Below are 14,680 nucleotides of genomic sequence, written 5' to 3' on the forward strand. Positions count from 1 at the left end.
TGAGTTATGATGAATATCTTTTGATTTATGAACATTGAGAAAAATTGCTGAAATTTGCAGCTGTCCTTAATGTTGCAGAATATGAAGCTATGTATCGCCGAGAAACCCAGTGTCGCCCGAGATATTGCCAAAGTATTGGGTGCCAACCAGTCCAGGCAGGGTTATATGGAGGGCAACGGATATCTGGTGACCTGGACCTTCGGCCATCTCTGTACCTTAAAGGAACCCCACGACTACAGTCCGCATTATAAATCCTGGGACCTGATCTTCCTGCCTATCATCCCAAAGAATTTCGGCATTAAGCTTATTTCTAATCCCGGAGTGGAAAAGCAGTTTCGGGTAATCGAGCAGCTTGTAGATCAATGTACAGAGGTCATTAACTGCGGTGATGCCGGCCAGGAGGGAGAACTTATACAGCGTTGGGTACTGCAGAAAGCCCGCTGTAAGAAACCTGTGCAGCGGCTTTGGATCTCGTCCCTAACTGAGGAAGCTATCCTAGAAGGATTTGCTAACCTGAAACCTGCTGAGGATTATCACAACCTTTATTTAGCCGGAAATGCGCGAGCTGTGGGCGACTGGCTTCTGGGAATAAATGCCACCAGACTGTTTACGAGGAAATTTGGCGGTAACCGTGGTGTACTGTCCATCGGCCGGGTTCAGACACCTACGTTGGCGATGCTTGTACAGAGACAGAAGGAGATTGATGCGTTTAATTCTGAAGAATACTGGGAACTGAAGACGGTTTACCGCGCTGTCCACTTCAGTGCAGCCATAGACCGACTTAAGACCAGAGAAAAGGCAGAAAAAGGTCTGGACTACCTGAAACAGCATCTTTTTGAAATCGTTTCGTTTGAAATAAAAGAAGGTAAAGAGAAAAATCCCCGTCTGTTTGACCTTACCGCTCTTCAGGTAGAAGCTAACCGCAAGTATGGCTTCTCTGCCGAAAATACATTAAAGTACATCCAAAGTCTCTATGAAAAAAAGCACACCACCTATCCAAGGGTAGATACTACCTACCTGCCGGACAGTCTCTATCCGAAAATTGCCGGAATCATGCGGGCCATGCATTTTTACAGTGACCTTACGGCGCCGCTTCTGGAAGGCGGACTACCGAAAACAAAGGCCGTGTTCGACGATTCCAAAGTAACCGACCACCACGCTATAATACCCACCGAAGTGACACCCGGCAGCAACCTGGCGCGTGAAGAGAAACTGATTTACGATCTTGTTGCGAAGCGGTTTATTGCTGTATTCTATCCTGAATGTAAGATTTCGAACACCCTAGTGGAAGGAAAAGTAGGAACAATACCTTTCAAAACCAATGGCAGACAGGTATTGGAACCGGGTTGGCGAGCAGTTTATGCAAAGGAAAAGGTGGAACTTCAGGATAAATCCAGGGTTGAGGCAAAGGATGAGGAGCAGGAAATCCCCGAATTTAAAGCGGGAGAAACTGGTCCTCATAAACCGCTTGTACATCAGGGAAAGACAACGCCGCCAAAACCTTATACCGAGGCTACCCTACTGCGCGCCATGGAAACTGCAGGCAAGCAGGTGGAAGACGAAGAACTGCGCGATATGCTGAAGGCGAACGGAATAGGCAGACCTTCAACACGTGCGAACATCATCGAAACTCTTTTCAAGAGAAAATACATTGAAAGAAAAAAGAAAAACATCTTTGCGACGCGTACCGGCATGGATCTTATAGATACCATAGACGATGAAGTTCTGAAAAGTCCTGAACTCACGGGCGAATGGGAATATAAACTGAGAAAGATAGAAAGCGGTGAATATGAAGCCAATGTTTTCCGGGAGGAACTGGTGGCAATGGTTACAGATCTTACCCGGAAAGTAATCAGTGAAAAAGCCAGAAGCATCTCCTTTGAGGAAGTTTCGGTTCCGCAAAAGAAAGAAAAGATTCCCCGTAAAACCACCGTCATTGAATGGAATGAAATAAGTTGTCCCAAGTGCCAGCAAAATCGCCTGATTAAGGGCAGGACGGCCATTGGCTGCGTTCAGCACCGTGAATGTGGATTCAAAATACCTTTTGTCTGCTTCGGAAAAAAGCTTACAGAGAAACAGATTCACGATGTGGTTGTTAAAGGAAAATCAGGAAAACTGAAAGGCTTCACCGGGCATCCGTCAGGCATCACTGAGGGTTTTCTTGCACTTGGAGAGGATGGCAAAGTGGAACTCCAGTCCAGATAAAGCTTATACTTTAATAAAATAAGACCCCTTTTAACACAGAACAATTACTCCGCAATATCCTTAGTTCCTGTAAAATCCGGAATTGTTTAAAAATATTACCTTTGCACCTTTGCGGCCAGCAGGCCGTTTTATTTATAATGAAAGGGGCCAGTTCCCTTTGCAAACTTTACCCAATGACAATAGAAAAAAACCACGTAGTTGCACTTCAATATACTTTGAATGCGATTGAAGAAAATGGAGCGCAAACCTTCATCGAAAAAACGGACGCCGAAAACCCTTTTACCTTCATTTATGGTGTAGGAATGATGCTGCCTAAATTTGAACAGGAAATCGAAGGATTGGCTGCAGGCGACAAGAAAACATTTACACTCACTCCTCAGGAAGGGTATGGAGAGAAGGCTGAAAACGCATCAACGCAACTTCCGGCAGAAATGTTCGTACAGTCCGGAATGCCGCCAATCGGTGCAATCCTTCCCCTGCAGGACCAGGACGGAAACCACCTGAGTGCAGTAGTTACAGAGGTAGCAGATGATGCTGTTACAGTAGACCTTAATCATCCGATGGCGGGAAAAACGCTTAATTTTGATGTAGAAGTTGTACTAACCCGTCCTGCAACGGAGGAAGAACTGTCGCACGGGCATGCCCACGGTGTAGACGGACAGTCAGGACATTAAGTTTCCCTTTATCAATAAATACAGGCTTCGACATTGTCGGAGCCTTTTCTGTAAAGGATATAATACTGTCATTCCTGAAAAATTATTTAGGTAGTTTCCAAAATTTAACTATTTTTGTGCCTCACAAAATCCGATGCCCGGATGGTGAAATTGGTAGACACGCTCGTTTCAGGTGCGGGTGCCCACAAGCTTGCAGGTTCGAGTCCTGTTCCGGGCACATTCTAAGCTCTCATTTTAAATGAGGGCTTTTCTATTGCCCGGAATTCAAGACTTCTTCATCTTGGATTCACCGCAAATTCCATTATATCCGACCTAAACCTGGCTACGCTACAATGATCTGGATTGGGAATCATCCAAACTTTTCACTATTCCGCTACTTCAGCTAGTCTATTTTAAGTATTTTAACGTAATATTAATTACAATAATAGTTTTATGTAATCCAATCCATTGTTGGCATTTAAATTGATGCAGAAAACTTAACAATTCTTGCCGGCGTCCTGCGGATAAAAATCCAGTAAAATGGAATGTAAATAATGACAGGTTACGTCCTCTTCGGCAAATTATTTTTTGTTGGGGAGTCCTGTATATTCCTCGTCTTTACAAGTGAACATTAAAACAATAGAATATACTAACTATGGTTAATCATGATTTTCAGCAAACGGCGAGCTATGATATGATCGTCTTTTGCCACCTTCGCTGGGACTTTGTTTATCAGCGTCCCCAACATTTAATCAGCCGGCTGGCACAGGATTTCAGAATCCTTGTTATAGAGGAACCAGTACCTACACGTCTTAACGGTAAAGGTCCTTTTGAAATAAAGGAAGTTCATCCAAATGTACATGTATGCAGACCGCCGGTGAACAGCATGAATGATATAGGCGCATATTTGCGAAAGAAGTTGCCGAAAAACAACTATAAGGTTGGCTGGTTCTATTCCCCGGCCTTTGTTTCAGTACTGGAGCACCTCGATTTTGAAACGGTAGTGTATGACTGTATGGACGAACTTACCCTTTTCCGCGGTGCCTCAATGGAACTGGTGGATCAGGAAAAAGCACTGCTTGCCGCTGCCGATGTTGTTTATACAGGTGGAAAATCCCTGTATGAATCAAAGGTAAAGAAGCATCATAATGTTCACTGCTTCCCAAGTTCGGTAGATATTGAGCATTTTTCGGGACAAAACAAAGACGCAACGGAAAGACCCTCTGACATGAAAGATATCCCCGGAAGGATCGTGGGCTATTACGGTGTTATTGATGAACGTATTGACCTTGAGCTTCTGAAAAACACAGCAGCTCTGGCTCCAGAAACCTCATTCGTCATGGTGGGCCCGCTCTGCAAAATTGGCGAACAGGATCTTCCTAAAGCGGACAATATTTATTACCTGGGCATGAAATCTTATGAAGAACTGCCCGCGTATCTTCAGCATTTTGACATTGCAATGATGCCGTTTGCACTAAATGATTCAACCAAATTCATCAGTCCAACAAAAACGCTGGAGTATATGGCAGCCAATAAACCTATCATTTCCACCAGGATTAAAGACGTAGAAAGGGACTACAGTCACTGCATTATGCTGATAGAAAACGAACAGGATTTCTACAGTGCCGTTATGAATCCTATGCAAAAGTTCAGCAATGAATACACCGAGATACTAAATAATACATCCTGGGACCGCACTGCACGTAAAATGGGGTCAATAATCGAAAAAACCCTTGCTGTATGAAGGTAGATATCCTTATTATAGGGGCAGGTATCTCCGGTGCCACCCTTGCAGAACGCTATGCGAATGCCGGCAAGAAAGTGCTTATTATTGAAAAGAGAGACCATATAGCTGGCAACTGCTACGATCATTACGACCAAAACGGAATACTGGTATCCAAATACGGAGCACACCTTTTCCATACAAATGATGACGAAGTTTGGGAATATGTAAACCGTTTTGCCGAATGGTATCCATGGGAGCACAGAGTAATCGCGCGTGTAGACGGTAAAACCGTACCGATTCCTGTAAATATTTCTACGGTTAATATCCTCTTTGACGAAAAACTGGAAACAGAAGATGATATGAAGCAGTGGCTTGAGCAGAACCGAATAAGTTTCGACCAACCGACAAACGGTGAAGAGGCTGTCTTAAACCGCGTAGGACCGGTACTGTATGATAAAATGTTCAAACATTATACAAAGAAGCAATGGGACAAATATCCGGCTGAACTGCATGCTTCTGTGCTGGAGCGTATTCCCGTGCGAAGCAACTACGATGACCGTTATTTTTCAGATAAGTATCAGGCCCTTCCCAAAGGCGGTTATACTAAAGTATTTGAAAGCATGTTGGACCATCCAAATATTACTGTATTGCTGAATACCGATTATTTTGATGTGAAAGACCAATATGAAGGTTACGAAAAACTGTTCTACACCGGGCCGGTAGACCGTTTCTTTGAATTTGAGGAAGAACTTACTGAAAAGCTGGAATACCGGTCCATTAATTTTGTGACTGAGCATATTGATGCAGAATATTATCAGGAAAATTCTGTGGTGAATTATCCCGGTCGCGAGGTGGACTTCACCCGTATTGTAGAACACAAGCATTTCGGAAATCAGAAATCAGATAAAACAAGCATCGTAAAGGAATACACCGTGGACGAAGGTGATCCGTATTACCCTGTTCCAAACGAAAAGAATCAGCTGATTTACGAGAAATATAAAGCCAAGGCAGACCAACTAACAGATGTATATTTTGTAGGCAGACTGGCAAATTATAAGTACTTCAATATGGATCAGGCATTTAAGAATGCACTGGACCTTTACAAAACACTTGAGCATGCAAAAGCCGGTGCATTATGAGAAGTCCGCAAATCTTCAAAAGTTACTGGCAGGGAGGTTTTGAATGTGCAGACCATATAAACCGTCACGGCGAGCGGGTTAATCTGCTTCAGGAAACAAAGCATGATCTTCGTATTGTGGAAGATTATGCTTTACTAACGGAGCTGGGTATCTTTACAGTCCGCGAAGGCATTTGTTGGAGTAATATTGAAAAAAGTCCGGGAATTTACGATTTCTCTGAAGTTTTAAGAAGGATGAGAGCTGCCCAGAATTCCGGAATACAGCAGATTTGGGACCTTATCCATTTTGGTTATCCTGACGGTCTGTTTCCTACACATCCGCATTTTGCACCAAGATTTGAGCAACTCTGCCGCGCTTTCGCCCGCTTCTACACAGAAAACAGCAGTGAGGAACTCTTTGTTGTACCTATAAACGAAATAAGTTTCCTTTCGTGGCTTTCCGGCGAAAACAGGGGTACGGTTCCGTTTGCCACACATAATGGTTGGGATATTAAATACCACCTGTGTAAAGCAGCAATCCAGGGTATCCGCGTTTTGAAAGACGAAGTTCCCGACTGCAGAATTGTACTGGTGGAACCTCTTATTGAAATTCACAGTCACGGGGGGTGCCCTGTTGAGCTGCAGAAGCGGAATGAATACCAGTTTGAAGCAATGGATATCATTGGCGGACGTATGTGTCCGGAATTGGGAGGACAGGAAGAGTTTCTGGACATCCTGGGCTTTAATTATTACTGGAACTGTCAGTGGCGCGGCGAAGGCGACAGCCTGTGCTGGCCGGATGATATGGATGAAAGGATTCCTGTACATCAACTGCTTTTAAAAGCCTATGAAAGATATGGCAAACCTATGTTTATTTCAGAAACAGGTCATTTTGGGCAGGGCCGCGCAGAGTGGATCGCTGAAATTGCAAACGAAAGCCGGATAGCTGCAGAAATGGGTGTAGACTTCCATGGGATATGTATCTATCCTGTGACTGACCGCCCAGACTGGGATGACCTCTCTTACTACAGTAACTGCGGTATTTTTGATCTGGATGCCGAGTGCAACCGAATACCTGACATGGCATATGTGGATGAACTGAGACGGCAGCCAGAATTTCATACTCAACGCGAGCCCGTTAACTACTAAAATTTAGCTATTATGGAAAATTCAAAAATTACCGGTATTACCTTCAGCTGTTTCGACCTGCTTCATGCAGGACATGTACGAATGCTGGCAGAAGCGCGTGCACAGTGTGACTACCTTATCGTTGGTCTGCAAACTGACCCTACAATAGACAGACCGGAGAAAAACAAACCAACACAAACTGTGGTGGAGCGTTATATTCAGCTGAAAGGCTGCAAATATGTGGATGAAATTATTCCTTATACGACCGAGAAGGATCTGCAAGATATCCTTCAGCTTTATTGTATTGATGTAAGGATTGTAGGTTCTGAATATAAGGACAAGGATTTCACGGGTCGCGAGTACTGTAAAGAGAACAATATAGTTCTCTATTTCAATGAAAGGCGTCACCGCTTTTCCAGCACCAACCTTCGTAAAGAAATTTACAGACTGGAAGATCTGAAAACACATAAGGACACTCCCAAACAAAACGGAGTACATAAAGAAGCTATTTCATAACTTTACAAAAGGCAGCGCAGGAAAAATTTCCTGCGCTGCCATTTGTAAAATGATATCTGTTATGTTCCTAGTTAATCCCCTCAATATCTTCATCTAAGTCTTCATCATCATACAGGTCATCGAAGATGTCGTCAAAATCTTCGTCTTCGTCGTCCAGATCTGCCCACGCATTATTTTCAGCGCCTAGATTTTCAAGGACCATCTCATGAAATTCCTGAAAGCGGAAATTATAAGTTTGATCCAGAACCTCCAGTTCTTCTTCTATGTCGTGAAGCATATCCACATCTTCCTGATCTATTTCTTCCGGAAGAGCCACGTTGGACAACCATATCCTGTCGCGCTGCAGAATACAGTACACTCTGAAAATTACTTTTTCTGCCTCGGCGCGGTCGGAGCCTATCATCAAATCGAAAGCGGTCAGGTTTTCCAGGTAAAAATTCTTGTCAATCATGAGTTAAAGATGATTATTGATATAAGCCGTTATAAAAGGTTTTAAATTACTGTGCAAAGATATGAAACGTAAAAATGCAGGTGGCGTCTGAGTCGGTCGTGAGTGCCTTTAGATTACAGCACTGCTGTCATGGTAGCATTTTTGTATCAGCATCTGAAAATATTGTATAATGAAAAGAATTACTGTACTTATTGGCCTGGCGACTTTCGTGCTCGTGCTGACTTCCTGCAAAGAAAACGAAGTAGAACAGTTGCGGCAGGAGAATGAAGAACTTAAATCCACTAAAGGACTTACACGAACCGATTCTGTAGACATTTATAATGCCATACAGCACGACAGCAAAAGAAGGTTTGCCACAGGTTTTCTGGACAGCATCAAAAAGCGGGATATCAAACTTTATGAAGCTTTCATTGAGGAAGCGGAATCGCGGAATACTCTGTTGTTGGGCGATTAAAGGGTTTGATTGTTTTTCTTTTTCAAAAATTTAGCGTTTACGTATTCCCATACCATCGGCAAAAGCGAAATACCAATAATTCCAAAGACTACTGTTTCGAAGTTTTCCTGTACTATAGGCAGGTTCCCGAAGAAATATCCCATCAAAGTCAGACTCCACACCCAAACAACAGCTCCGATAACATTGTATTTGATAAATGTTGAATAATTCATAGAACCGATTCCTGCTACAAAAGGCGCAAATGTCCGCACAATAGGTACAAATCTGGCTATGATAATTGTTTTCGGGCCGTTTTTGCTGTAAAAGGCCTGAGTTTGGTCAATGTATTTTGGATTTACGAGCTGCTTATCTCCAATTTTTAGACCCAGCATTTTTAATCCCACATTTTTTCCGAGATAATAGTTAAGTGTATCTCCTAAGATTGCCGCTACAGTGAGCAGTGCCAGAATAAGCCAAAGGTTAAGGCTGGCAGTCTCGCCGGTTGCGCCAATGACACCGGCACAGAAAGTTCCTGCGGCAAAAAGCAGGGAATCACCCGGCAGGAAAGGCATTACCACTAATCCTGTTTCCACAAAAATAATCAGGAAAAGAATCAGGTAGATCCATGATCCATAGTCCATAATCATGGTAAACAGATGCTTGTCCAGGTTCAGGAAAAAATCCAGTACAGTTTGTAAAAACTCCATATTCAGTGCAGGTTTAGATGGCTGCAAAAATACGCCAAAGAATTGAAGGTAAAGACACTCCCGCAAGATAAATATGCAGCGTTATTAGATATTTCTCATTAGTTCAGTTCGTTATCGCTGATCAAGGGAATCCATTACTGAACATTCACGGGAACTTGCAAAGCTTGCTTTAATTTTGGGTTATAAAAGCTGAATTTAAACTAATTCTAACCCAAAAACCTTTGATGACAGCGAATTGAGGCGCTTAATAACAGTGGTAAAGCGTAATCCAATACTTCACGTTACCTGCTGTTATTTCACGTGCTGTCGTAATCAAACCGCAAATGCATACTTATCACAACCTACATTAACTTTTGTAGTTCATTGCTTGTTTCAAACACCTGCTGCTTTAGTTCCGGGACTCTATCCCCTCTTACTTGATCTACATCAAGAGATTTCAGAACCGTAATCACTAAATTTGGATACACCTACTAAATCATTAATCCATCAATAAAATATAACGAAATGAAAAAATTAGAGAACAAAGTAGCAATGATCACCGGGGCAGGCTCCGGTATCGGAAAGGCAACTGCGTTGCTGTTCGCACGCGAGGGTGCCAAAGTGGTTGTAAGTGACATCAATGCTGAGCATGGTAAGCAGGTCGTGTCCGAAATTGAAAGTATGGGCGCCGAAGCTTTTTTTGTAATGGCAGATTCGTCCAGCCCTGAAGACAATGAAAGGCTGGTATCGGAAACGGTGAAAAAATACAGTAGACTGGACATTGCCGTAAATAATGCAGGTATAGGCGGCGAGATAAATAAAGCCGGTGACATGACTATTGAGGGCTGGAAAAAAGTGATTGATATCAACCTCTCAGGCGTCTTTTATGGCGTGAAGTATCAGGCGCCTCAAATGGTCAAGGACGGCGGCGGCAGCATTATCAATATTGCTTCGATACTTGGCCAGGCGGGTTTTGCCACCTCGAGCGGATATGTGGCGGCCAAGCACGGTGTGGTGGGATTAACCAAAGCTGTGGCCTGGGAATATGCCAAGGAGAATGTCCGCATCAACGCGGTAGGTCCTGGTTTTGTATATAGTGGAATGGTCAATGAAGAATCCATGGGCAAAGAAGCACTCAGTTTTCTGGAAACCAAACATGCTTTCGGCAGATTAGGTCAACCCGAAGAAATTGCTGCTATGCTGCTTTTCCTGGCCTCCGATGACTCCTCGTTTGTCACCGGATCCTATTACCCTGTAGACGGCGGCTATCTTGCTGTTTAGCTAAAAAATCAATCTTTAACTACCAATCAATCACTATATTATGTCAAAAAAAATCGCAGTAATTGTGGGATCTTTAAGGAAGGAATCCTATAACAGAAAAATCGCTGAAGAAATGATCAGGCTATCCGAAGGAAAACTGGAGATGGAGATCGTGGAGATCGCAGACTTACCACTATACACGGAAGACCTGGACCAGGAGCCACCGGCAGCCTGGACAACTTTTCGGGAGCAGATTAAGGGTGCAGACGGCCTCCTGATCATATCGCCGGAGTACAACCGTACCATTCCCGGAGCACTAAAGAATGCAGTTGATGTGGGCTCCCGCCCTTACGGCAGTTCCGTATGGCCGGGAAAACCGGGTGCTGTCGTGACCTCGTCCATAAGTTCGCTGGGTGGGCTGGCCGCCAATCATCATATCCGTCAGGCTTTCGTATTTGTAGATGTACCCCTGATGCAGCAGCCCGAAGCCTATATAGGAAATTCGGCGGAAATTTTTACGGAAGATGGCAGGACACTGAAGGAGGATACCGCAAAGTTCCTGACTTCCTTTATAGACTCTTTTCAACAATGGGTTGAGAAATTTTAACTTTTCCCCTAACTCACTTTAAGCCTTATCTTCCCTGATAAGGCTTTTTTTATGCTCAAACATTCAGCGCCGGTTTCATAATTATGCCTAATTTTAAGGTATCATCTCCGAACAGCAGAATATGTGGTTTACGAAATCCATTGACGAAACTTTAAATCAACTTAATGTAGATCCTCAAACCGGCCTTACAGACGCGGAAGCTAAAATCCGCCGAAAATCCTCCGGACCCAACCGGCTTGAGTCGAAAAAAAGGAAATCAGTATTTCAGATTTTCATCTCACAACTCAATGACTGGCTGATTTACGTGCTCTTTGCCGCAGTAATAATTACAATTATTATGGCGGAATATATCGATTCGGTAATAATCCTGCTCGTAATACTTATCAATGCAGCCATCGGCGTATTCCAGGAAGTAAAAGCGGGCAAAGCCATAGACGCCCTGAAACAGCTTTCGGTACCCAAAGCCCTGATAAAGCGCAATTCGCACGTCTCCGAAATCAGCAGTGAAGAACTTGTACCCGGTGATATTGTTATTTTGGAAGCCGGGAGAGTTGTTCCTGCCGACCTCAGACTTATAGAAGCGGTGACCCTGCAGACTGAGGAATCGGCACTTACCGGCGAATCACTTCCTGTCACAAAAGATGCGGGTGCAGTTCACACGGATCCCGCAACTCCACTGGGTGACAGGAATAACCAGGCTTTTATGTCGTCCACAGTAACCTACGGGCGCGGAATTGGTATTGCCGTAGCCACCGCAATGGATACAGAAGTCGGAAAGATTGCCCACCTCATCGGAAATGAAGATTACTCCAAAACTCCTCTTGAAAAAAGGCTCAACGAACTGGGGAAGATGCTGGGTAAAATTGCGGTAGCCGTTTGCGTTTTCATCTTTGCACTTTCCTGGCTGCAGGGACGGGATCTGGGTGAGATGTTCCTCACGGCCGTTTCCCTGGCTGTAGCTTCAATCCCCGAAGGACTGGCTGCGATTGTGGCCGTCGTTCTTTCCATAGGTGTTACCGCCATGTCCCGGAAAAATGCGATCATCCGGAAACTGCCGGCAGTCGAAACGCTGGGATCTGTAAACATCATCTGTTCCGACAAAACCGGCACATTAACCCAAAACAAAATGACGGTGACTCAGGTCTACACCTCAGATGGTCTTTATGATTTGGAAAAAGACGGCACAGTTGCAGCAACCGACACCGTGAAGTTTGCGGCAACAGCAATGATCCTTTGCTCCGATGCCACGCTGCAGGATGAAGATGCTACAGGAGACCCCACAGAAGTCGCTTTGCTTGCACTGGGCGACAGTCTTGGAATAGACCGCGTGCATTTAGCAAAAAAAACATCGCGGAAAGATGAAAAGTCATTTGACAGTGACCGTAAGATGATGTCGGTACTTGTGCACACTGAAGATGATGATTATAAAGTCTTCAGTAAAGGTGCCTTGGGAAGTCTGAAAAAGAAGATCACACATGTCTACGCTAACGTCAATAGACGCGAAATCACAGATAATGACCTGCAGAATTTCAGTGAGGCCGCACGGCAGATGTCCGATTTGGCGCTCCGCACACTTGCAGTTGCCTATAAACCGGCAGATTCCGACACCGGCCGGGAGGATATGGAGAACAATCTGGTTCTGCTCGGACTTGTAGGTATGATGGATCCTGCCCGCGATGAGGTAAAACCATCTATAAAAATGGCTAAAGAAGCGGGAATAAAAACAGTGATGATTACAGGCGATCACAGGAATACCGCTTTGGCCATCGCGAAAGACCTTGATATTGCCACGGAATCCGGTCAGGTAATTACCGGGCCCGAACTTGAGAACATCACCGCAGAAGAACTAAATAACAGAGTGGAGCACTACTCGGTTTTCGCCCGGGTATCGCCCGAGCACAAAGTTCGTATCGTACATGCACTGAAAGCCAAAGGCAACACCGTTTCAATGACCGGCGACGGCGTAAATGATGCGCCTTCTCTGCAGGCTGCAGACATTGGCGTGGCCATGGGAATAACTGGGACTGATGTAGCCAAAGGAGCTGCTGACATGATTCTTACCGACGATAATTTTTCCACTATCGTTAAAGCCATTGAGCAGGGCCGTAACATCTACAGCAATATAAGGAAATCGGTCATTTTCCTTTTGACCTGTAATCTCGGCGAGGTAGTTCTGATGGTCGTGGCATTGCTTGCAGGCTGGCCCTCCCCGCTTATTGCGACCCAACTGCTTTGGATCAACCTTCTTACTGATACGCTGCCGGCCATTGCTCTGGGGATGGACAAGGGCGATCCGGAGGTTATGAAGGAAAAGCCACGCCCGGTAGATGAAAATTTCTTTTCAGACGGTGCCGGCAGATCTGCCATAACCGGTGGAATCTTTATTGGACTCATCACCACGTTTGGGTATTGGTATGGCTACCATGAACTTGGTTATATGCCGTGGGATGACCAAATTCCGGAGGAGGTGGTGAAAAATGCCCGGACTCTGGCCTTCATGGTACTCGTCTGTTCACAGCTTTTTTACTCGCTGGGTCTGAGAAACAGGAAAAAACCCCTTTATAAGACAGCGATTTTTGGAAATAAATATCTTATTGGCGCCATCCTGATGGGCCTGCTCTTACAGGTGATGGTTATGTTTATTCCGGTTCTGCGCGATGCTTTTAAATTACATATGCTTGATGCGAGAGGCTGGATCATGGCAGCCGCACTGGGTCTTCTGCCCTTAATTGCTCTTGAAATCATCAAAATACTTCGACTACTCCGAAAATAATGATGCTTCATCTCACCTAACCTAATTTTTTATGCAAAAACTGTTCAGCAAAATAAGCGTACAGAAAACGCTTCTCTTCATCTCACTTTTTCTTGTTGCGGTTATCCTGATAGAGTTAAAGTACTTTGTGTCCGGAATTATGGGAGCGGTCACGCTTTATATTCTCACCCGGCGCTTTTACCTGAATCTTACCGAAAAGAAGAACTGGAACAGCAACCTTACCATAACGCTCATCCTGTTTCTGATTGTCATCTCCTTTGCCGTGCCGCTGTGGATCCTTATCGAAATCCTGATCCCCAAAATCAACGAACTGATAAGCGACCATGATGCGATTATAGAGAATTACAATACCGTTCGCAAGTTCCTGGAAAACAACGAATTCCTGAAACGTTTTGACCTTCAGTTCTCTGATCAAAGAATTCTCCAGCTCGTAAATAAGGTTATTTCCTACATTCCGTCTACCTTAAACTGGGTAGGCCAGACCTTTGGAAATATATTCGTGGCGCTGTTTATTCTGTACTTCATGCTTAGGCAGTCCCGCGATATGGAACAGCGGCTTAAGGAACTGCTTCCCCTTTCACGAGGGAGCAAAAAATACCTGCTCCGTCACACTGCGGCCCTTATCAGGTCCAATGCGTATGGAGTTCCTATCCTGGGTTTCAGTCAGGGAGTTATAGCCATGGTGGGCTATTATATCTTTGGTGTGGAAAATGCCATTTTTTGGGGCCTTCTTACGGGTGCCGCCTCAATTGTCCCGGTTTTGGGTACCATGCTCATCTATATCCCTGTCTGCATCTACCAAATTGCCACAGGCGACGTACACAACGGGCTCCTGCTTGCGGTATACTGTCTTGTATTAGTTGGCGGAATTGATAATGTACTGCGTTTTACGCTTTTAAAGAAAATGGCAGACATCCATCCGCTCATTACCGTATTTGGAGTCGTGCTGGGTCTGCAGCTCTTTGGTGTGATGGGACTTGTCTTTGGGCCGGTCCTGCTGTCCCTGCCGGGAATCCTTTACCGTGTTTTCGAAATGGAGCGGAGTCTAAAGGACCTGCAGGAACATACCGGTCCGGACACCGAGGATCACATTTCTTAACATAGGTCAAGTAAGACCGTCGGTGC

The 14,680-nt window shown here is 44.6% G+C and carries 13 protein-coding genes and 1 tRNA gene; 12 read left to right on the plus strand and 2 right to left on the minus strand.

Annotated elements, in window-relative coordinates:
* Nucleotides 1-81 precede the first annotated feature (81 nt).
* From H1R16_RS02505 to H1R16_RS02535, 7 genes are all read left to right on the plus strand, one after another.
* A complete protein-coding gene (locus H1R16_RS02505; RefSeq protein ID WP_181885819.1) occupies nucleotides 82-2,205 on the plus strand; it encodes a type IA DNA topoisomerase in 2,124 nt (707 codons plus the stop codon).
* A 173-nt stretch (nucleotides 2,206-2,378) separates the two neighbouring features.
* Nucleotides 2,379-2,879, plus strand: a complete 501-nt coding sequence (locus tag H1R16_RS02510; protein ID WP_181885818.1) for an FKBP-type peptidyl-prolyl cis-trans isomerase — start codon at nucleotides 2,379-2,381, stop codon at nucleotides 2,877-2,879.
* Nucleotides 2,880-3,014: 135 nt separating this feature from the next.
* Nucleotides 3,015-3,096: transfer RNA gene (locus H1R16_RS02515), tRNA-Leu, on the plus strand.
* A 417-nt stretch (nucleotides 3,097-3,513) separates the two neighbouring features.
* Nucleotides 3,514-4,602 carry a glycosyltransferase gene (locus H1R16_RS02520; protein WP_181885817.1) on the plus strand — a complete coding sequence of 363 codons (1,089 nt, stop codon included), beginning with the start codon at nucleotides 3,514-3,516 and terminating at the stop codon, nucleotides 4,600-4,602.
* A complete protein-coding gene (gene glf / locus H1R16_RS02525; RefSeq protein WP_181885816.1) occupies nucleotides 4,599-5,723 on the plus strand; it encodes a UDP-galactopyranose mutase in 1,125 nt (374 codons plus the stop codon). Before H1R16_RS02520 ends, glf begins: the two co-directional genes overlap by 4 nt.
* On the plus strand, nucleotides 5,720-6,850 hold the full coding sequence (locus H1R16_RS02530; RefSeq protein WP_181885815.1) for a hypothetical protein: 1,131 nt from the start codon (nucleotides 5,720-5,722) through the stop codon (nucleotides 6,848-6,850). Before glf ends, H1R16_RS02530 begins: the two co-directional genes overlap by 4 nt.
* A gap of 12 nt (nucleotides 6,851-6,862) precedes the next feature.
* Nucleotides 6,863-7,345: an adenylyltransferase/cytidyltransferase family protein gene (locus tag H1R16_RS02535; protein WP_181885814.1), complete on the plus strand. Its 483-nt coding sequence runs from the start codon at nucleotides 6,863-6,865 to the stop codon at nucleotides 7,343-7,345.
* Between the two features lie 67 nt (nucleotides 7,346-7,412).
* Here the strand turns inward: H1R16_RS02535 and H1R16_RS02540 are convergent, their stop codons facing one another.
* A complete protein-coding gene (locus tag H1R16_RS02540; protein WP_181885813.1) occupies nucleotides 7,413-7,796 on the minus strand; it encodes a hypothetical protein in 384 nt (127 codons plus the stop codon).
* 169 nt (nucleotides 7,797-7,965) lie between these two features.
* On the opposite strand from H1R16_RS02540, the gene H1R16_RS02545 reads away from it, so the two are divergent.
* Nucleotides 7,966-8,250, plus strand: a complete 285-nt coding sequence (locus H1R16_RS02545) for a hypothetical protein (RefSeq protein ID WP_181885812.1) — start codon at nucleotides 7,966-7,968, stop codon at nucleotides 8,248-8,250.
* Here H1R16_RS02545 and H1R16_RS02550 read toward each other — a convergent pair.
* On the minus strand, nucleotides 8,247-8,936 hold the full coding sequence (locus H1R16_RS02550; RefSeq protein ID WP_181885811.1) for a DedA family protein: 690 nt from the start codon (nucleotides 8,934-8,936) through the stop codon (nucleotides 8,247-8,249). The two genes, H1R16_RS02545 and H1R16_RS02550, sit on opposite strands and share 4 nt — an antisense overlap.
* 504 nt (nucleotides 8,937-9,440) lie before the next feature.
* Between H1R16_RS02550 and H1R16_RS02555 the strand changes: the two genes are divergently transcribed.
* From H1R16_RS02555 to H1R16_RS02570, 4 genes are all read left to right on the plus strand, one after another.
* Nucleotides 9,441-10,196, plus strand: a complete 756-nt coding sequence (locus tag H1R16_RS02555; protein WP_181885810.1) for an SDR family NAD(P)-dependent oxidoreductase — start codon at nucleotides 9,441-9,443, stop codon at nucleotides 10,194-10,196.
* A gap of 40 nt (nucleotides 10,197-10,236) precedes the next feature.
* Entirely contained in the window at nucleotides 10,237-10,782 is a 546-nt protein-coding gene (locus H1R16_RS02560; protein ID WP_181885809.1) for an NADPH-dependent FMN reductase, read from the plus strand.
* 121 nt (nucleotides 10,783-10,903) lie between these two features.
* Nucleotides 10,904-13,555: a cation-translocating P-type ATPase gene (locus H1R16_RS02565; protein ID WP_181885808.1), complete on the plus strand. Its 2,652-nt coding sequence runs from the start codon at nucleotides 10,904-10,906 to the stop codon at nucleotides 13,553-13,555.
* 31 nt (nucleotides 13,556-13,586) lie between these two features.
* Nucleotides 13,587-14,654: an AI-2E family transporter gene (locus H1R16_RS02570; RefSeq protein WP_181885807.1), complete on the plus strand. Its 1,068-nt coding sequence runs from the start codon at nucleotides 13,587-13,589 to the stop codon at nucleotides 14,652-14,654.
* Nucleotides 14,655-14,680 lie beyond the last annotated feature (26 nt).

The sequence above is a fragment of the Marnyiella aurantia genome, from assembly GCF_014041915.1.
Taxonomy (GTDB): Bacteria; Bacteroidota; Bacteroidia; order Flavobacteriales; family Weeksellaceae; genus Marnyiella; species Marnyiella aurantia.

Coding starts and splice junctions, on each gene's coding strand:
- H1R16_RS02505 (WP_181885819.1), top strand. CDS start 82: ATGAAGCTATGTATCGCCGAGAAACCCAGTGTCGCCCGAGATATTGCC.
- H1R16_RS02510 (WP_181885818.1), top strand. CDS start 2,379: ATGACAATAGAAAAAAACCACGTAGTTGCACTTCAATATACTTTGAAT.
- H1R16_RS02520 (WP_181885817.1), top strand. CDS start 3,514: ATGGTTAATCATGATTTTCAGCAAACGGCGAGCTATGATATGATCGTC.
- glf (WP_181885816.1), top strand. CDS start 4,599: ATGAAGGTAGATATCCTTATTATAGGGGCAGGTATCTCCGGTGCCACC.
- H1R16_RS02530 (WP_181885815.1), top strand. CDS start 5,720: ATGAGAAGTCCGCAAATCTTCAAAAGTTACTGGCAGGGAGGTTTTGAA.
- H1R16_RS02535 (WP_181885814.1), top strand. CDS start 6,863: ATGGAAAATTCAAAAATTACCGGTATTACCTTCAGCTGTTTCGACCTG.
- H1R16_RS02540 (WP_181885813.1), bottom strand. CDS start 7,796: ATGATTGACAAGAATTTTTACCTGGAAAACCTGACCGCTTTCGATTTG.
- H1R16_RS02545 (WP_181885812.1), top strand. CDS start 7,966: ATGAAAAGAATTACTGTACTTATTGGCCTGGCGACTTTCGTGCTCGTG.
- H1R16_RS02550 (WP_181885811.1), bottom strand. CDS start 8,936: ATGGAGTTTTTACAAACTGTACTGGATTTTTTCCTGAACCTGGACAAG.
- H1R16_RS02555 (WP_181885810.1), top strand. CDS start 9,441: ATGAAAAAATTAGAGAACAAAGTAGCAATGATCACCGGGGCAGGCTCC.
- H1R16_RS02560 (WP_181885809.1), top strand. CDS start 10,237: ATGTCAAAAAAAATCGCAGTAATTGTGGGATCTTTAAGGAAGGAATCC.
- H1R16_RS02565 (WP_181885808.1), top strand. CDS start 10,904: ATGTGGTTTACGAAATCCATTGACGAAACTTTAAATCAACTTAATGTA.
- H1R16_RS02570 (WP_181885807.1), top strand. CDS start 13,587: ATGCAAAAACTGTTCAGCAAAATAAGCGTACAGAAAACGCTTCTCTTC.